Origin of the sequence: Clostridium sp. KNHs216 (assembly GCF_006714885.1) — a bacterium.
Lineage (GTDB): Bacteria > Bacillota > Clostridia > Oscillospirales > Acutalibacteraceae > Caproiciproducens.
The window spans coordinates 2,229,191-2,245,428 of sequence record NZ_VFMF01000001.1 but is presented as its reverse complement, the minus strand read 5'-3'; the positions used below and the strand labels follow the sequence as shown (position 1 = coordinate 2,245,428).

Genomic DNA, 16,238 nt, shown 5'->3' with positions numbered 1-16,238 from the left:
CACAAAAATGTTCCCGTATGGTAAATAGATACGCACCTCCTGCCTCCTCCCGTTTTATGAAAACTGCTTATTTTCGCTTTGTATAAAATGGGATGGGTTACAGCATTTCCAGTTGATTCTGCAACAAGTTTGCGTTTTGTCCCGCAAACTGAAATGGAATTGCCGCAGGGGTGGAAAAAACACTGGAAGCGATAAAAAAGCATGAAGGACGGAACCCCGCGCTTCATGCTTTCCTTTTCAGCTGTTATTCCTGTTTCAGGATGCGTTTCCGGGAGCACGGTGCTCCACACGGTCAAGGACCCGGATCAGCACGACCGCGACAACGGCGGTGATGACCGCTTCGGGAAGCATGTAGCTGCCGTTGTAGGTTAAGGAATAAATCCAGACCGGTGTGCCCTCGGGCGCGTAGCTGCCCCAGATCAGGATGCCGGACAAAAAGCTGCACAGAAACCGCAGGAACGCAACGGCAACGGAACCGACGGCGACGCTGGCTGCCCTGCTTTTAAACGGCTTGCCGAAGAAGGCGGCGGTGCCCAGAACGGTGAACGCCAGAACATAGTCCAGCAGAACGACGGCGACGAACGCCCCGAAGGTGTTTGCCGGCGGCGCGTTGAACTGGATAATCATCTGCAGCAGGCTGTGCGCAAACGCGGTGGAGATGCCCCACTTCAGGCCGTGCCGGTAAGAGACCAGCACCAGCGGGACCATGCTCGCGCAGGTAACGGCGCCGCCCTGCGGCAGCTCAAAAATCTTGAACATGCTCAGTACGGTGGACATCGCGATCATCAGCGCGCATTCCACAAGGATAACGGTCGTGTTCTTTTTCATAAAATACCCTCCAGTCAATTATATGGAACTGAAATTGAAAAATTACCTGAGGGAAAATAAAAACGCCCTGTGATGCCACAGAGCGTTAAAAATCATCTTTTCCTACGCTGGCATTATCCAGATCAGGTTTAAGGGACATAAACGTCAGTTCGCTTCATCTCAGCCGAGGTTACTCAGCGCCCCTGTATATTCAGTTCTTATGTTCAGCATACCTTAACAATTCCGGTTTGTCAAGGGGATTTCCGTCGGATTCAGGAATCTTTCAGAAGCATACCTCTCAGCTCGTCGATATCGCGGGCAAAAACTTTGCCGCCCTGTGCCTGCATGTCCTCCTGGGTGCCGAAGCCGTACAGAACGCCGATGAAGTTGGTGCCGGAATTCCGGGCGCCTACCGTATCGTAAACCGTGTCGCCGATCATGACGGCGCGGTCCGGCTTCACATGACAGGCGTCCAGACAGGAGTTGATCAGAATGCTCTTGTCGCCGCTGCGCTCCGAATCGTCCGGGCCGGAAACGTGGGCGAAATATTTTGTCATGTCAAAATAGTCCAGCACACGGCTGGTGATTCTGGCGGGCTTGGTGGTGGCAACGGCAAGCGTAGCGCCGTTTGCCCGCAGCTCCTCCAGAAAATCGATCATGCCGGGGTAGGGCTTGTTTTGGAACGCTCCGGAGACCTCGTATATTTCGCGGTAATTCTTGACCGCCTGCGCGGTCTGCTCCTGTGTCAGTCCGCAGTAATGGACAAAGCTGTGCCACTGCGGCGGGCCGATGAATTTGCGCAGGATGGAAATGTCGGGCACCGGCTGTCCCATTTTTTCAAGGGCATATTTTACCGAGCTGGTAATGCCGGGTTCGGAATTGGTCAGTGTGCCGTCCAGGTCAAAAATAATCAGATCATAAATCGGTTTCATCGTTAGCCTGCCTTACTTGTTTTTTCTTGCTTCCGCTTTGGCGGCGAAGTTTTCCTTTTTCACGCTGACGCGCTCGTGGGTCCCGGTCGCGATCAGGCCCGCATTGTCGTAGGCTTCGAGCTGAAACCGGTAGACCCTGCCTTCCGCTTCGGTCAGTTCCGCGCTGACCGTTACCTTGCAGCCCGGCGCCGTGGGGTTCAGGTGGTTCACCGTGATGACGGAGCCGACGGTGGTGTAGATGTCTTCAAGATATGTCTGGGCCAGCTGTGCTGCCGTACCCTCAAAAAAAGCGGCGACCATCGGGGTAGCAAGAACACGAACGCTGCCGCTGCCGATATTCACCGCGAGCATATCCTCGGTAACCGTGTATTCGCGGGTCAATTTTGTCTCTTTCATTGAAATTACCTCCTGTACCATGATATAATAAAAAATAAGCGGTTTCATCAGGGCCCCGCTTCCGTGCGGCCTGAAAACAGGGCGCATGACATTGTCTATATTATAACATGATCCTGGGGATTTATAAATATAGAACTTTCAGCGGTTATCCCTTTCATTCCTATGCGAAACGCCGGTTTTGACCGTGCAAATCCGAAATCGGAGGGTGAACGAATGCCGAATCAAATCAAAGGGGCAGGGCGCAGGCGAATTTATTTTATGGATGAGCTGCGCGGCTTTGCGGTTTTCTGCATGGTGTTTTACCATGGCTTTTATACGCTTGCCTACCTGTACAACCTGAAAATCGGAATGCTCCTGCTGAACTTCTTTATGCCCGCGGAGCCTTTTTACGCCGGGCTGTTTATGCTGATTTCCGGCATTTCCTCAAATCTGTCCCACTCCAACCTTACGCGCGGGTTCAAGCTGCTGGGGGTCGCGCTTGTGGTCACCCTGGCGACCTGGTTCGTCCTTCCGGATGAGCTGATCGTGTTCGGCATCCTGCATTTTCTGGCGGTCTGCATGATTCTTTACGGGCTGCTGAAACCGGTTGCCGACCGCTTCCGCTTCTCCTGGGCGGCGGTCGCCGTCTGCGCGCTGCTGTACCTTTTGACCATGGGGATTTCAAGGGGGTATCTCGGCCTTTCGCCGGAATGGGGGGTGACGCTGTCTCCTTCCCTGTACCATACCGACTGGCTCGCGCCGTTCGGCCTTTACAGCAATACGTTCCGCAGCGCGGACTATTTCCCGCTTTTTCCGTGGATGTTTGTGTTTGCGGCGGGTACCTTTCTGGGCAAGCTTGCCGCGCAGGAGCGGTTCCCGGCGTTTATGTACCGTTCCCGCGTGCCGTTTTTCTCCTGGCTGGGGCGGTACGCGCTGATTATTTATGTGGTTCACCAGCCGGTGATCTACGGTGTGTGCTACGCCGTTTCCGCCGTCGTACAGTGGGTTCGCGGCTGAAGGCTTAGAATAAGAATTTTCGGAGGATATTTATGGATTTTGCGTTATTGATCGCGGAACAGTTTCATTTACAGCAGTGGCAGGTGCAGAAGGTCATTGAGCTGATCGACGAGGGGAACACCATCCCGTTTATCGCGCGTTACCGCAAGGAAGCGCACGGCTCGCTGGACGACCAGATGCTGCGCGAGATTTCGGAGCGGCTGGAGTACCTGCGCGCGCTGCAGAAGCGCCGGGAGGAGGTTACGGACCTGATTACCGCCGCCGAATGCATGACGGAGGAAATCGCCGCCGCGCTGGCCGCCGCGTCCACCCTTTCCGAAATCGACGATATTTACCGGCCGTTCCGTCCCAAGCGCAAAACGCGCGCGTCCGTGGCAAAGGCGAAGGGCCTTGAGCCGCTTGCGGACGCGATTTTTGAGCAGAAAAAAGACAGCGCGTACCCGATCGATATGGCGGAAAGCTATGTAAACGCGGAGCTGGGCGTGGAAACGCCAGAGGACGCGCTCGCGGGTGCGCTCGATATTATTGCGGAACGGATTTCCGACGACGCGGGTATCCGCAAGCGGCTGCGCGTGGTCGCCATGGCGCAGGGCGAGGTGGTTTCCAAGGCGGCGAAGCCGGACGAGGACTCCGTTTACGCGCAGTATTACGACTTCCGCCAGCCGGCGGCGAAAATCGCCGGGCACCGGGTGCTGGCCGTCGACCGCGGGGAGCGGGAAGGCTTTCTGAAGGTAAGCGTGGAGCTGGAGCGCCTGAAAGGGCTAAATATCGTATATTCCGCAAGCGTGAAGGGCAACAGTCCTTGTGAGGAGGCCCTACAGGAGGCCGCGGAGGACGCCTACGACCGGCTGATTTTTCCGTCCATTGAGCGCGAAATCCGCAATGCCCTGACCGAGGCCGCGGCGGAGGCCGCGATCAAGGTCTTTTCCGTCAACCTGCGCCAGCTTCTGATGCAGCCGCCGGTCAAAAACCGGGTGGCCATGGGGCTGGACCCCGGGTACCGTACGGGCTGTAAGGTCGCCGTGGTGGACCCGACCGGCCGCGTGCTGGACACCGGCGTGATTTATCCCACCCATTCGCAGGCGAAGGTGGAGGAAGCAAAAAAAGTCATTACCAATTTTATTCTGAAATATAAAGTGGAAGTCATTGCGATCGGAAACGGAACGGCGTCGAAAGAGACGGAGATGTTTGCCGCCGACGTGATCAAAGCGCTGCACAGCGGCGTTTCCTATATGGTGGTCAGCGAGGCGGGCGCGTCCGTCTACTCCGCGAGCAAGCTCGCCGCGCAGGAGTTCCCGGAGTTCGACGTCACCCTGCGCAGCGCGGTCTCCATCGCGCGGCGGATGCAGGACCCGCTGGCCGAGCTGGTCAAAATCGACCCCAAGGCCATCGGTGTGGGGCAGTACCAGCACGATATGCCGAAAAAGAAGCTGGACGAGGCGCTCGGCGGCGTGGTCGAGGACTGTGTGAACACCGTGGGCGTGGACCTGAACACGGCTTCGCCGTCCCTGCTGGAAAAAATCGCCGGGCTTTCCGCGGCGGTCTCCAAAAATATTGTGGCGTACCGGGAGGAAAACGGCGCGTTCCACTCGCGCAGCGAGCTGAAAAAGGTGCCGAAGCTGGGACCGAAGGCCTTTGAGCAGTGCGCGGGCTTCCTGCGCGTGGCGGAGAGCAAAAACATTCTGGACAATACCGCCGTCCACCCCGAATCGTACGACGCGGCAAAGGCGCTGCTTTCTCTGTGCGACTACGACATGGACAGCCTGAAAAAGAACGGCATCGGCGACCTGAAAAACCGGGTGGAGAAGATCGGGGCGGACAGCGCCGCCCACAGGCTCGGCATCGGCGTGCCGACGCTCAGGGACATTGTGACCGAGCTGCTGCGCCCGGGCCGCGACCCGCGCGACGAGCTGCCCGCTCCCATGCTGCGCACCGACGTGCTGAGCATGGAGGATCTGAAGCCCGGCATGGAGCTTTCCGGCACGGTGCGCAACGTGATCGATTTCGGCGCATTTGTGGATATCGGCGTGCATCAGGACGGCCTTGTCCATATTTCGCAGATCTGCGACAAATTCATCAAGCATCCGGGTGAGGTGCTGAAGGTCGGCGATGTGGTCAAGGTACGCGTGCTGTCTGTGGATACCGCGAAAAAGCGCATTGCGCTGACCATGAAGAGCGGGGAAATCGGCTGACGGGGAGAAACCGCCTTGCATCGGGGAATATAAACCTTTATAATAGTGTCATGAATAACAGAGACAAAGAGGGAATTAAAATATGAAGCTTGGTATTGTGGGGCTGCCGAATGTCGGCAAAAGCACCCTGTTCAACGCGATCACAAACGCGGGCGCGCAGTCCGCGAACTATCCGTTCTGCACCATCGAGCCCAACGTGGGCGTGGTCGCGGTGCCGGACAAACGGCTGGACAAGCTGGCGGAAATGTATCATCCGGAAAAATACACCCCCGCCACCATCGAGTTTATGGATATCGCCGGGCTGGTGCGCGGCGCGAGCAAGGGCGAGGGGCTCGGCAATAAATTCCTTGCCAATATCCGCGAGTCCGACGCGATCGTGCATGTGGTGCGGTGCTTTGTCAACGACGACATCATCCACGTGGAGGGGAGCATCGACCCGAAAAGGGATATTGAGACCATCAATCTGGAGCTGATCCTTTCCGATATGGAGGTCCTTGACCGCCGGATCGACAAAACGCAGAAGATGATCAAGGCCGATAAAAAATACCAGGTGGAATACGACTTTTTCCTGCGTGTCAGGGAAACGCTCGACGCCGGGAAATCCGCGCGCAGCGTGGAGTGTACCGAAGAAGAGGCGGAGCTGCTCAACTCCGTTTCCCTTCTGACCAACAAGCCGGTCATTTACGCCGCCAATGTGAGCGAGGACGACTTTAAGGGCGGAATCGAAAACAATGAATACTTTAAGGTGGTAAAAGAGATCGCCGACAGCGAGCACGCGGGCGTTCTGCCCATCAGCGCGGAGATCGAAGCGGAGATCGGCAGTATGGACAAGGACGAAAAGGAGCTGTTCCTTTCCGACATGGGCCTTAAGGAGTCCGGCCTTGACCGCCTGATCAACGCATGCTACAGCCTGCTGGGGCTCATTTCCTACCTGACGGCGGGCCAGCCGGAGGTGCGCGCGTGGACGATCAAAAAGGGTACGAAGGCGCCGCAGGCGGCCGGAAAAATCCACACCGACTTTGAGCGCGGCTTTATCCGCGCCGAGGTAGTCGCGTTCGACGACTTGATGGCGTGCGGCACCATGGCCGCAGCGAAGGAAAAGGGTCTTGTCCGCAGCGAAGGAAAAGAGTATGTGATGAAGGACGGGGACATCGTATTGTTCCGGTTCAACGTCTGATAAACGGGGACTCACGGGGACTCCTTCCGTCGCGCCGGGCGCGGACCATGCGGTCGGGAAGCGCCTACGGCGATGATTCCAGTCGGCTTACGTTCAATCGGAGTTTGATGTTCCGAAACTCCTTCCGTCGCGCCGGGCGCGACACCTCCCTCAAAGAGGGGGGCAGGGAATTCTGTCCCTTCCCCGAAGGAGTTTAATCCCAGTTTCCGTATCCTTTCGTCAATGAAAACCATGCAGGTTTCGTATTTTATAAAGACCCTTTGGGGATACCGGGGGGTGCAGGGGGATTTTATGGAGCGCTCCCGCCGGGAATTAAAAATCCCCCTGCGCGTACTTTGCCTACTTTCGTACAAGAACCGAAAGTAGGGGCCCGCCCGGCCTGAGGGCAGAGCTGACGATTAGAAACAGGAATTCGGGAAGCACTGTGCTTCCCAACGAACTCCCTTCGTCGCGCCGGGCGCGGACCTGCCGGTCGGCACGCGCCTACGGCGATGCTCTCAGACAGTTATACGTAATTGACTCCTTCCGTCGCGCCGGGCGCGCCACCTCCCTCACGGAGGGAGGCAGGTGGCAGGTCCCATTTACTGGAAGAAATATTGGATGTTTTCTTGCCTGGGGCGATTTCCTGATGTATAATTGACTCAGGCAAACAAATTCTATTCTATATGGAAATTTATCTGAAGGAGGAATTTTATCATGGAATTAAAAGGAAGTAAAACAGAAGCGAATTTATTGGCTGCATTTGCGGGTGAATCCCAGGCAAGAAACAAGTATACTTTTTACGCATCCAAGGCGAAAAAGGACGGATACGAGCAGATTGCGGCCATTTTTGAAGAGACTGCCAACAATGAAAAAGAACACGCGAAGCTGTGGTTTAAATATTTGCATGGCGGCGCAGTAGGCCCGACAACGGACAACTTGGACGACGCGGCAAGCGGCGAGCGGTACGAGTGGACGGAAATGTACAAGGAATTTGCCGATGTCGCCGAACAGGAAGGCTTTACCGAGATCGCACAGACCATGCGCCTGATCGCGACCGTGGAAAAGAGCCACGAGGAGCGTTACCGCAAGGTCCTGCAGAATATAAAGGAAGACATCGTCTTCAAAGCAGGGGAAGAGACCGTCTGGGTCTGCCGCAACTGCGGGTATATCCATATCGGCAAGAACGCGCCGGAAAAATGCCCCGCCTGCAAGCATCCGCAATCCTACTTCGAGCGCAGAGCGGTCAACTATTAATCTTAGCTTTCAAAAAGGCAAAGCATCGGAAACGGTGCTTTGCCTTTTTTGGTTGACGGCAGAAAATGCAGAGTCACATATTTTATCATTTTCTTTATAAAAACTTAATATGTTTTAAAAATAAGATTATTAAATTTCTGTAGAATCAAACGATATATGTTATAAAACGATCAATATCAAGTAGATTTGAAGGGAAAAAGATGAGAAAACATGATCATTCCACTGCCTTTGGTCTGATTTGCGGGGCTATGGTAATCGCTATCAGCGCCATTTGGGGAAAAAAGGACATCAGAAGCGCGCTGCTGCTTTTTTATGATGTCCCGTCGATTTTTATTGTGCTGGGCGGGTCGCTGTGCGCCATTGTGGTCGCCTTCCAATGGGATACGCTGAAAAGCGTGCCGTCCATCCTGAAAAATGCTTTTCTGGACAAACAGCTTCCCAAAAAAAAGACCATCGAATTGTTTGTGGAGCTGTCCAAACAGGCGCGCAGATCGGGAATTTTATCGCTGGAAAACAGTCTGGAAAAAATCACCGACAAATACACGAAATCAGGGATCATGCTGGTCATTGACGGCACAAATGAAGAGACGCTCCGAAGGATCAAGACGCTGGAAATCGAAAACACCGCCGAAAGACATAAAAAATGCATCCAGCTGTTCCGGCTGTGGGCGAACCTCGCGCCGTCGTTCGGGATGTTGGGCACCTTTATGGGCCTGATTCAGATGATGGGGAATTTTCAGGATATGAGCAAGTTCTCCGCCGCGTTCGCGACCGTGCTGGTCACTTCGTTCTACGGGGTCATTCTGGCCAACCTGGTATTTTCTCCGCTCGCCAATAAGCTGGATATCAAAAATTCCGAAGAGATCAACAGAATGCAGATGGTTCTGGAAGGCATCATAGGCATCCAGACGGGAATAAGCCCCAGAATTATGGAAGATAATTTAAAGGCTTTCCTGTCGCCGTCGGAAAAGCTGGGCTACGAGCTGGTGGATATCAAAAATCTCAAGAGCCGCGGCGACGAAAAGGTAAAGAACCATGTCGCTTAAAAACAGCCTGGAAAACGCGGAGGACAACTGGCTGATTTCCTATGCCGATATGATGACGCTGCTGCTGTTCCTGTTTATTATTCTGTACGCCATGGCGGTGCAGAAAGAAGGGGCAAACCAAATACCGGCCGCTTCCGCCGCCCCGGCTGCGTCCGCCGCCAGTCAGGCCGCGGACCAGAGCAGTACGGGGGAGACGGCCGCGTATTATTATATCGACAAAAACAGCTCCGCCGCGGGAACCGCGAGTAAAAGCAGCTCGAGCAGCAAAAGCGCCGCGGCAAAAACGGCGGCGGGCAAGAGTACCGCAAGCAAAAGCAGCAGTACGAAAAAAGTCAGTACCGCGGCCAAAGGCAGCGCCGGCAAGAAGCCCACGTATAATGAAGTGGAATCGTTTGTGGAAAGCAACAGCCTGAAAGGCACGGTGAGCGTACAGCAGGTCGAGACCGGCATCGTGTTCGACATTCAGGCCGAGGTGCTTTTTGACGAGGGAAGCTCGCAGCTGCGGCCGGAGAGCTATACGGTCCTTGACAAAATCGGCAAATATATCGGGTCGCTGTCAAACGACATCATCATCGCCGGACACACCGACAACCAGCCCGTCGATACGGGAAACTACCAGTCAAACTGGGAGCTTTCCTGCGACCGCGCAACCAAGGTGCTGAGGTATTTTACGGATACGGAAAAGCTGGCCCCGCAAAGGTTCCAGGCGGTGGGGTACGGCGGATACCGGCCGATCGCGGACAACGGCACCGCCGGAGGGAGACAGCAGAACCGCAGGGTCGAAGTGATCGTCGTCGAGGTTCCGTGAGCGGAAAATCGAACGGCCCGCCTATTTCTGCTCCAGAATCAGCTCTTTGATATTGACCAGCATTTCGCGGTAGTCCAGATGGTGCCTGACCCCGTGGGTCAGCAGCAGGCTGCGGATATAATTTTTGCCGTACCCGGCGCAGAATTCGTTTTCCTCAAGCAGCTCCAGAAGGTAATTCCGGATATAGAGAATCCCCGTTACGCTCAGATCATCGCTGAAAAGGGGATAGCTGATGTTTGCCATGTCGCTGATTTCCGTGGTTTTTTGCGCCTGAAACCGGGCGTCATAGCCCTTCAGCAGCAGGCCGATTTCGGAATCGATCGTATGATTGTAGGCGATCAGCTCCGTCTGCACGCGGGTCTCCTTCACTTTCTTCAAAAGCTGTCTGCATTCGGCAGCATACTGCTTGACAAGCTCCAGCCCGCTGAAAAAAATCTGCTGCAAATCAAACGCGCGCATCGCGGCGTACGGGTCGGGCAGGGTGTTAAGGTAGGCGGTCATGCAGTACAGCATGGATTCAAAAAGGGATTGAGCCGTTTCCACCGGCACCGAATTGCTTTCGTAGCCCGTGTACCGCAGAATTTCCTCGCTGAGCATGTTCAGCAGGCGGGCCTGCACATCCTGAATTTCCTCCGGGTTTAAAAAAGCGGCGATCGCTGCGTTACTGTTCATCCAAATCCTCCTTTTCGTCCTCATCCAGCTCGTCCGGCTCCGGGTCCATATTGGTGTAGTCTTCCCGGCCGAAGCGCAGATTTTCCGCCAGCTTTTGAAGTTCCCGGTTCGCCAGCAGGTCCAGCGAACCGCCGCAGCGGTTTTCAAAGGCGTCCTTCATAAAAGCGATCAGCTCATTGTCCGAAATCAGGTCGAGCGTCTCATTTTTATAGTAATAAAACAGCTCGATCAGCTCGTGCAGGACCGGAGAATAATTCTGCTGGCTGAGGTAGGCGGAGCCGCAGAAGGCTTCGACCAGACGGCCGATGGTGGCGCTGCCGATTTCAATGCGTCCGTTTGCGTTGAGCGCTTCGGTGCGCGACTGAATCAGCGCGGAAACGTCCGTGGGGGAAAGCGTCAGACCCAGAGGCTCCGTTTTTTCATTCAGGCTTAAAAGCTGGGCGGCGGCGGTCGGGTCGGAAAACAGGTTGAGAGAAAAGACGGCGGAAAGGCGGCTGTCCAATCAAAAATCCCCCTTAAAAAAATATTTTTGAAAAACCTATTGACAAATAAAAACAGATGTGCTAAACTATAAACAGTATTATGAGAATGTTATATATGTTCGCCATTCAACAGTATACCATTGATTCGTAAAAGAGTCAATGGCTTTTTTTATGCTCATTTCTAATTTTATAAACAAAAGGAGACGGCGGGGGAAAGATCTATCAGGGGGACCTCATCCCGCCGTCCCTTCGGCAAGACGCAAAAAAACGCCGCACACGGATGACTCACCCATATACAACGTTCTACATCAAAGCGCACGGATATTATTAACGAACCCCTGTACAAAAGCCGAAAGAGGCGGTATAATAATAACCGCAATGTGCTGATTATTCAGTTGCCTATGGAGCCTGGTTCTCCGTAAGCAGGGGGCGGGGTGCTGCAACACTCCGTTCCTGCATTGCGCTTTTTATTGCGCCTTACAAGGGCATTATAGCGCGTTTTTCCCCGCAGCGCAAGAGGAAATGTAAAAATATGTCAGATTTTCAATTGAAAACCGGCGCCGGGAGTGTCTTCCGGCGCCGGTTTTATACAAAACCCCCTCCCGCTGAACTCCTCTTGCGCATCACCGATTGAACTTATTGAAGAGCAGGAATGCAAAAGGGGGCGGGGACGGGCATAGCCGAAAATTCGGCCGCGCGGTCAGTAGCGGTCCAGATCGCGCTGCAGCCGTTCCACATATCTTCCGGCATGAACGCCGTCCATCAGCGCATGATTGGCCTGAATGGAAAAAGGCAGGAGCGTTCTTTCACCGTCCTTAAAATATTTTCCCCAGGCGATGCGCGGGATGGAATCGTCCCTGTCCAGCGCGATGGGATGCGTCACCTGCGTAAAAGAGAACCAGGGAACGCAGGTGATGTAGAGCACGTCGTCGCGCTCCTCCTGTTCCGGATCCATAAACGTCTTCTGCGCGGCGGAGGCGCGGGACGCTTTTTCCGAAAAGGAGCAGATATCTTCCGTTAAATCGACTCCTACGCACTTGAACAGGTCGCTGTCTCTGTCAAGGTCGGTAAAGGAGGGGTGTACTTTGTCGTGAAGAACCACCCGGCCCCCGCGGATGCGGCAGCGGAATTCGGGGATTTCGTTTGCCGCCCGGGTCGCGGCGAAGCCCATCGCGTAGTAGAAGGAAAGCCGGTGCTCCTTCACAAAGGGCAGAAAACTGGTGATGTCCAGATTCAGGCTGACACTGAACATAGGGTATTCCATTTTATAAAAATGCCGGAAATGCTCTTTCCTGGGCCATGTTTCCATATTGATGTATTCCACTTTCATCCCCGCTTCCCTCAATCCTGCCGTAAAATCGCCCGGTAAATTTCGCCTTTTTTGAAACCGGTCTCGGCGGCGGCCTGTCTGGCGGCGTCCGAGGCCGAAAGGCCGTCTTCCATATATTTTTTCGCGAAAGCGACGCCGTCCTCCAATGCAAACGATGCCTGCTCCTTTTGGGGCGCGCCCTCGATCACCAGCACAAATTCTCCCTTCGCGCCGCCATCGGCGTAGCGCGCGGCGGCTTCGGACAGGGTGGTGCGGATGACCTCCTCGTGAATCTTCGTCAGCTCGCGCACCAGCGCGATGCGCCGGTCGCCCCACGCCGCGAGCATGTCGCTCAGGGTGGTGGAAAGCTTATGCGGCGCTTCATAAAAAATCATGGTGCGGGTCTCGTTTCTGACTTCCTCCAGATGCTCCCGGCGGCTTTTTTTGCCGACGCTCAGAAAGCCCTCGAACGTAAAGCGGCCGGTCGGCAGCCCGGAAACCGCCAGCGCCGAAACGACGGCGCTCGGGCCGGGCACCACGTAAACCGGGATTCCGCGCTCCGCGCACTGGGCGACCAGAAGCTCCCCCGGGTCGGAAATGGCGGGCATCCCCGCGTCCGAAACGAGCGCGCAGGTCTCCCCGGCCTCGATACGCGCGCAGATCACGTCCCCGCGCTCGCGTTTGTTGTGTTCAAAATAGCTGACCATCGGCTTTTTGATGCCGAAATGGTTGAGCAGCTTCAGCGTGACCCGCGTGTCCTCCGCGGCGATGAAATCAGCTTCCCGCAGGGTTTCCGCCGCGCGCGGGGAAAAATCGGAAAGATTGCCGATCGGCGTGCCGACCACCATTAATTTTCCGCTCATGTTGCCGCCCCTCCCTTGTTCTGTGCGTATTCGCCGTAGATTGCGGTCATTTCCTCAGAGTATCCGCCGCCGTCCTCAATCAGCAGGACGGGGTCTATCACCATGCCGGGTTTTCCGCCCCGGTTTGCCTGTAACAGGAAAAGCGACGGGGACTTGTCCGCGCGCTGCTGCACCAGGCGCAGGCGTTTGGGCTCCAGCCCCGCGCTTCGCAGGTCCAGCAGGACGCTGCAAAGGCGCTCCGGGCGCAGGCAGCAGCAGAAGCGGCCGCCGAACCGGAGCAGGTACGCCGCGCTGCGGGCGATTTCCGCAAAGCTGCACGTAACCTCGTGCCGCGCGACGCGGCGGGACTCCTCCGGGTTCTTCAGGCCCGCGCCCTCCTCCTTATACGGCGGGTTGCAGGCGATGAGGTCGAACCGGTTGGCGGGCAGGGCGGCCCTTTGTCTGATTGCGGTCATGTCGCAGCAGAGCAGCTCGACCGTACCGGTCAGGCGGTTCAGTTCCACGGAGCGGCGGGCCATTTCACAGGCCTCCTGCTGAATTTCCACGCCGTAAATTTTTTTCGGTTTTGCCTTCGCGCACCAGATCAGCGGAATAGCTCCGCAGCCCGTGCCGAAATCCGCGCAGGTTTCGCCTGTTTTCGGCAGGGAAAACGACGCGAGCAGAATGGTGTCGGTATTAAAGCGGTGCGCCTGTGAAACGATCACCGAAATTTCGCGCGAAAGCGGTTCAAGCTGTTCATCGGGTAAAAGCATAAGGTCCCTCGGTCATCCTTATTTTTATATGGCTCAAAACGACTGGTTTTCAAGAGTCTTGGATGATTTCATGGATTTATTACATAAGAAAAAAGACGGCGCGCAACAACGCTCCGCCTTTCGTCCACATGTAAAATTATTCCTGTGCAGGAGCGCCTACGGGGCAAACATCCGCGCAAGCACCGCATTCTGTGCAAAGATCAGCGTCGATAACGTACTTGCCGTCACCTTCCGAAATTGCGTTTACAGGACACCCTGCCGCACATGCGCCGCAGGAAATGCAGTCATCACTAATTGCATATGCCATGGGAAAACACCTCCATATAAAATTACAACATAATTCTATCATAAATAACAAAAAATGCAACCGTAATCAGGTAAAAAATAAATTTAATCTTTTTCCAGTTTTTTAAGCTCCTCCAGCTCGCCGCGGTCAATATTGACCTGTCCGCCCTTGATCAGCTTCACCTGGCACACCTTAAAGGTCTGGGGCGCGGCGTCCGGCGCGGAGTCAAGGCGCACCTGCAGAACGCCGGTCAGCATGTTCAGGTCGGTAACGGTGCCCTTGCCGGACGGCGTGGTCACGATGGAGTTTACGCTCGGGGTGGAGCGGATGAGGTCCTGATAGGCCTCCTGCTCGTATTTCAGGCAGCACATCAGCCGCCCGCAGGTACCCGAAATTTTCACCGGGTTCAGGGAAAGGCCCTGCTCCTTGGCCATCTTGATGGAAACCGGCTGAAAACCGCCCAAAAAGGTCGAGCAGCAGAACGGCCGGCCGCAGATGCCCAGTCCGCCGAGCATTTTCGCCTCGTCGCGCACGCCGATCTGGCGCAGCTCGATTCTGGTGCGGAACACCGAAGCCAGGTCCTTGACCAGCTCGCGGAAATCCACGCGCCCGTCGGCGGTAAAATAAAACAGAATTTTGGTGTTGTCAAAGGTGTATTCCACGTCCACCAGCTTCATTTCCAGCTTGTGGACCGCTATTTTCTTCAGGCAGATCTGAAAAGCCGTTTTTTCCTTCGCGGCGTTTTCCTCCATCTTTTTCAGGTCGTCCTTGGTGGCGACGCGAATCAGCTTTTTCAGCGGCTGAACAATGCCTTCTTCGCTGATCTGGCGGTTTTCCATCGCGATTTCGCCGCATTCAATTCCGCGGGCGGTTTCCACGATGACCATATCGCCCTGCTTCAGTGTATTCCCATCGGGGTCAAAATAGTATATCTTGCCTACATTTTTAAAACGAACGCCAATTACTTCGGCCATGTGAACCTCCAATATCGTAAAATAGGGACTATCTTCCGGCGCCGGCGCGCAGATTCGCGCACAGAGCCGTTACCAGCAGCGCCGCGTTTGCGTTCAGGTCAAGCGCGCGCTGCGCTTTCTGCACTTCGTTCAGCAGGGAAAGAAGCTTTTCGCGGGTCAGTCCCGCGCCGAGAGCCGCCGCCGCTTCCCTTTGACCGGAAAGGCAGGCGCTCCCGCCCGAACGAAGCACCGCTGCGTCGCGCAGGACCAGCCCGAGCTGGGGCAGGACGGCGCGCAGCTTGTCTTTATCTTTTGAAAGATCCGCCGTCAAATACAGCAGATCCGTTTCGTTTGCGGCGGTGATCGCCGCCGCCAGTTTTTCCATATACGCGGGATCGACATCCGTTTCCGCGCGCGCGCCCTCCAGCGAAAAAATCTGCGCGCGCGAGCGCACGGTGGGTAGGAGCGCCGAAGCGCTCACGGTCGTCAGCAGGAACAGCACGTTTTCCGGCGGTTCCTCAAAAACCTTTAACAGGGCGTTTTGGGAAATCTCGCTCATATTCTGTACGCCGTAAAGGGCGTAAACCTTGGTCTGCGCTTCATGGGGCCGGATGTACGCGTCCGAGCGGATCCGGCGGATGGCGTCGATGGGAAAGGCGCGCGGGTTCGCGTCGCCGTCCAGCGTGAGGATATCGGGGTGGGAACCGGCCTGCGCTTTGACGCAGCCCGGACAGCTGCCGCAGGGACGGGTTTCGCCGGAGCACACGGCGGCCTGGGCCAGCATCGCGGCAAGGGCGTTGCGCTCCTGCGCGGGGCCTTCCAGAATGATCGCGTGCGCAAGCCGACCCTCGCCAAAGGAGAGTGCAAGCTGCTTTATGATTTCCTCATTGCCGGAAAATCCGCCGATACGAAGACTGGTCATACCTTCTCAAATCGATCCACGCTTAAAACAAAAATGGTCGACCCGCCGACGGTGACTTCGACGGGGAACGACGAGTACATGCCGACGTCCATGGTTGTCGTGCTCGGGACAAGCTGGGTGCGGCGGCTGCTCTGCTTTGCAATGATGGAGATGACCTGATCGACCTTGTCATCCTCCGTGCCTACGATGAAGGTGGTGTTGCCCGCCATTAAAAAACCGCCGGTTGTTGCAAGCTTGGTAACGGAAAAACCGTCCTTGGTCAGCGCCGCGGAAACCATGCCGCTGTCGTCGTTGCTCACAATCGCAAGTACCAGTTTCATAATGAATCCCTCATTTCTATCATTTAACGGTAAGAACAGATATCCAAATCTGATTCCAACAGCAATATTCAAAATTCGCGGAAATGTTT

Annotated in this window: 18 protein-coding genes and 1 riboswitch; of the genes, 6 read left to right on the top strand and 12 right to left on the bottom strand. The window is 55.5% G+C overall.

The genetic code is table 11. From position 1 onward, the window contains the following. Window positions 1-255 precede the first annotated feature (255 nt). From thiT to LY85_RS10895, 3 genes are all read right to left on the bottom strand, one after another. A complete protein-coding gene (thiT, locus tag LY85_RS10905; RefSeq protein ID WP_141826658.1) occupies window positions 256-828 on the bottom strand; it encodes an energy-coupled thiamine transporter ThiT in 573 nt (190 codons plus the stop codon). An 81-nt stretch (window positions 829-909) separates the two neighbouring features. Beyond that, a riboswitch (TPP riboswitch) is annotated at window positions 910-1,022 on the bottom strand. 57 nt (window positions 1,023-1,079) lie between these two features. Then, entirely contained in the window at window positions 1,080-1,739 is a 660-nt protein-coding gene (locus tag LY85_RS10900; protein WP_141826657.1) for an HAD hydrolase-like protein, read from the bottom strand. A gap of 12 nt (window positions 1,740-1,751) precedes the next feature. Continuing rightward, complete coding sequence (locus tag LY85_RS10895) at window positions 1,752-2,135, bottom strand: thioesterase family protein (RefSeq protein ID WP_141826656.1); 384 nt, start codon at window positions 2,133-2,135, stop codon at window positions 1,752-1,754. Between the two features lie 213 nt (window positions 2,136-2,348). Here LY85_RS10895 and LY85_RS10890 point away from each other — a divergent pair, with 213 nt between their 5' ends. From LY85_RS10890 to LY85_RS10865, 6 genes are all read left to right on the top strand, one after another. Beyond that, complete coding sequence (locus tag LY85_RS10890; protein WP_141826655.1) at window positions 2,349-3,131, top strand: heparan-alpha-glucosaminide N-acetyltransferase; 783 nt, start codon at window positions 2,349-2,351, stop codon at window positions 3,129-3,131. 32 nt (window positions 3,132-3,163) lie between these two features. Next, window positions 3,164-5,323 (top strand): Tex family protein, encoded by a 2,160-nt coding sequence (locus LY85_RS10885; protein ID WP_141826654.1) that lies wholly within the window; start codon window positions 3,164-3,166, stop codon window positions 5,321-5,323. An 82-nt stretch (window positions 5,324-5,405) separates the two neighbouring features. Further along, window positions 5,406-6,500, top strand: a complete 1,095-nt coding sequence (gene ychF / locus LY85_RS10880; protein WP_141826653.1) for a redox-regulated ATPase YchF — start codon at window positions 5,406-5,408, stop codon at window positions 6,498-6,500. A gap of 696 nt (window positions 6,501-7,196) precedes the next feature. Further along, entirely contained in the window at window positions 7,197-7,736 is a 540-nt protein-coding gene (gene rbr / locus LY85_RS10875; protein WP_038326154.1) for a rubrerythrin, read from the top strand. A gap of 200 nt (window positions 7,737-7,936) precedes the next feature. Then, window positions 7,937-8,782 (top strand): MotA/TolQ/ExbB proton channel family protein, encoded by an 846-nt coding sequence (locus LY85_RS10870; protein WP_141826652.1) that lies wholly within the window; start codon window positions 7,937-7,939, stop codon window positions 8,780-8,782. Continuing rightward, window positions 8,772-9,590, top strand: a complete 819-nt coding sequence (locus tag LY85_RS10865; protein ID WP_141826651.1) for an OmpA family protein — start codon at window positions 8,772-8,774, stop codon at window positions 9,588-9,590. The genes LY85_RS10870 and LY85_RS10865 overlap by 11 nt, the downstream gene beginning before the upstream one ends. A gap of 21 nt (window positions 9,591-9,611) precedes the next feature. Here LY85_RS10865 and LY85_RS10860 read toward each other — a convergent pair whose 3' ends face one another. From LY85_RS10860 to LY85_RS10820, 9 genes are all read right to left on the bottom strand, one after another. Next, window positions 9,612-10,262: a DUF6179 domain-containing protein gene (locus LY85_RS10860; RefSeq protein ID WP_141826650.1), complete on the bottom strand. Its 651-nt coding sequence runs from the start codon at window positions 10,260-10,262 to the stop codon at window positions 9,612-9,614. Continuing rightward, the gene (locus LY85_RS10855) at window positions 10,252-10,764 is read right to left on the bottom strand and encodes a DUF6323 family protein (protein WP_243122531.1); all 513 of its coding nucleotides are present in this window, start codon (window positions 10,762-10,764) and stop codon (window positions 10,252-10,254) included. Before LY85_RS10855 ends, LY85_RS10860 begins: the two co-directional genes overlap by 11 nt. 680 nt (window positions 10,765-11,444) lie before the next feature. After that, the gene (locus tag LY85_RS10850; protein WP_243122530.1) at window positions 11,445-12,074 is read right to left on the bottom strand and encodes a chloramphenicol acetyltransferase; all 630 of its coding nucleotides are present in this window, start codon (window positions 12,072-12,074) and stop codon (window positions 11,445-11,447) included. An 11-nt stretch (window positions 12,075-12,085) separates the two neighbouring features. Continuing rightward, window positions 12,086-12,916, bottom strand: a complete 831-nt coding sequence (gene rsmI, locus LY85_RS10845) for a 16S rRNA (cytidine(1402)-2'-O)-methyltransferase (RefSeq protein ID WP_038326151.1) — start codon at window positions 12,914-12,916, stop codon at window positions 12,086-12,088. Next, complete coding sequence (locus LY85_RS10840; protein WP_141826649.1) at window positions 12,913-13,668, bottom strand: methyltransferase; 756 nt, start codon at window positions 13,666-13,668, stop codon at window positions 12,913-12,915. The genes rsmI and LY85_RS10840 overlap by 4 nt, the downstream gene beginning before the upstream one ends. A gap of 136 nt (window positions 13,669-13,804) precedes the next feature. Further along, window positions 13,805-13,975, bottom strand: coding sequence for a 4Fe-4S binding protein (locus LY85_RS10835; RefSeq protein ID WP_081928417.1), 171 nt, complete (start codon window positions 13,973-13,975; stop codon window positions 13,805-13,807). An 83-nt stretch (window positions 13,976-14,058) separates the two neighbouring features. After that, on the bottom strand, window positions 14,059-14,928 hold the full coding sequence (locus LY85_RS10830; RefSeq protein WP_038326149.1) for a stage 0 sporulation family protein: 870 nt from the start codon (window positions 14,926-14,928) through the stop codon (window positions 14,059-14,061). A 28-nt stretch (window positions 14,929-14,956) separates the two neighbouring features. Further along, on the bottom strand, window positions 14,957-15,829 hold the full coding sequence (locus tag LY85_RS10825; RefSeq protein ID WP_141826648.1) for an ATP-binding protein: 873 nt from the start codon (window positions 15,827-15,829) through the stop codon (window positions 14,957-14,959). After that, window positions 15,826-16,149, bottom strand: a complete 324-nt coding sequence (locus tag LY85_RS10820) for a cyclic-di-AMP receptor (RefSeq protein ID WP_038326145.1) — start codon at window positions 16,147-16,149, stop codon at window positions 15,826-15,828. The genes LY85_RS10825 and LY85_RS10820 overlap by 4 nt, the downstream gene beginning before the upstream one ends. Between the last annotated feature and the right edge of the window lie 89 nt (window positions 16,150-16,238).

What these genes read in the sequence shown, in the direction of transcription:
- rsmI (WP_038326151.1), bottom strand. Translation starts at nt 12,916, where the DNA reads ATGAGCGGAAAATTAATGGTGGTCGGCACGCCGATCGGCAATCTTTCC.
- LY85_RS10850 (WP_243122530.1), bottom strand. Translation starts at nt 12,074, where the DNA reads ATGAAAGTGGAATACATCAATATGGAAACATGGCCCAGGAAAGAGCAT.
- ychF (WP_141826653.1), top strand. Translation starts at nt 5,406, where the DNA reads ATGAAGCTTGGTATTGTGGGGCTGCCGAATGTCGGCAAAAGCACCCTG.
- LY85_RS10865 (WP_141826651.1), top strand. Translation starts at nt 8,772, where the DNA reads ATGTCGCTTAAAAACAGCCTGGAAAACGCGGAGGACAACTGGCTGATT.
- LY85_RS10825 (WP_141826648.1), bottom strand. Translation starts at nt 15,829, where the DNA reads ATGACCAGTCTTCGTATCGGCGGATTTTCCGGCAATGAGGAAATCATA.
- LY85_RS10820 (WP_038326145.1), bottom strand. Translation starts at nt 16,149, where the DNA reads ATGAAACTGGTACTTGCGATTGTGAGCAACGACGACAGCGGCATGGTT.
- LY85_RS10890 (WP_141826655.1), top strand. Translation starts at nt 2,349, where the DNA reads ATGCCGAATCAAATCAAAGGGGCAGGGCGCAGGCGAATTTATTTTATG.
- rbr (WP_038326154.1), top strand. Translation starts at nt 7,197, where the DNA reads ATGGAATTAAAAGGAAGTAAAACAGAAGCGAATTTATTGGCTGCATTT.
- LY85_RS10840 (WP_141826649.1), bottom strand. Translation starts at nt 13,668, where the DNA reads ATGCTTTTACCCGATGAACAGCTTGAACCGCTTTCGCGCGAAATTTCG.
- thiT (WP_141826658.1), bottom strand. Translation starts at nt 828, where the DNA reads ATGAAAAAGAACACGACCGTTATCCTTGTGGAATGCGCGCTGATGATC.
- LY85_RS10830 (WP_038326149.1), bottom strand. Translation starts at nt 14,928, where the DNA reads ATGGCCGAAGTAATTGGCGTTCGTTTTAAAAATGTAGGCAAGATATAC.
- LY85_RS10835 (WP_081928417.1), bottom strand. Translation starts at nt 13,975, where the DNA reads ATGGCATATGCAATTAGTGATGACTGCATTTCCTGCGGCGCATGTGCG.
- LY85_RS10885 (WP_141826654.1), top strand. Translation starts at nt 3,164, where the DNA reads ATGGATTTTGCGTTATTGATCGCGGAACAGTTTCATTTACAGCAGTGG.
- LY85_RS10860 (WP_141826650.1), bottom strand. Translation starts at nt 10,262, where the DNA reads ATGAACAGTAACGCAGCGATCGCCGCTTTTTTAAACCCGGAGGAAATT.
- LY85_RS10900 (WP_141826657.1), bottom strand. Translation starts at nt 1,739, where the DNA reads ATGAAACCGATTTATGATCTGATTATTTTTGACCTGGACGGCACACTG.
- LY85_RS10870 (WP_141826652.1), top strand. Translation starts at nt 7,937, where the DNA reads ATGAGAAAACATGATCATTCCACTGCCTTTGGTCTGATTTGCGGGGCT.
- LY85_RS10895 (WP_141826656.1), bottom strand. Translation starts at nt 2,135, where the DNA reads ATGAAAGAGACAAAATTGACCCGCGAATACACGGTTACCGAGGATATG.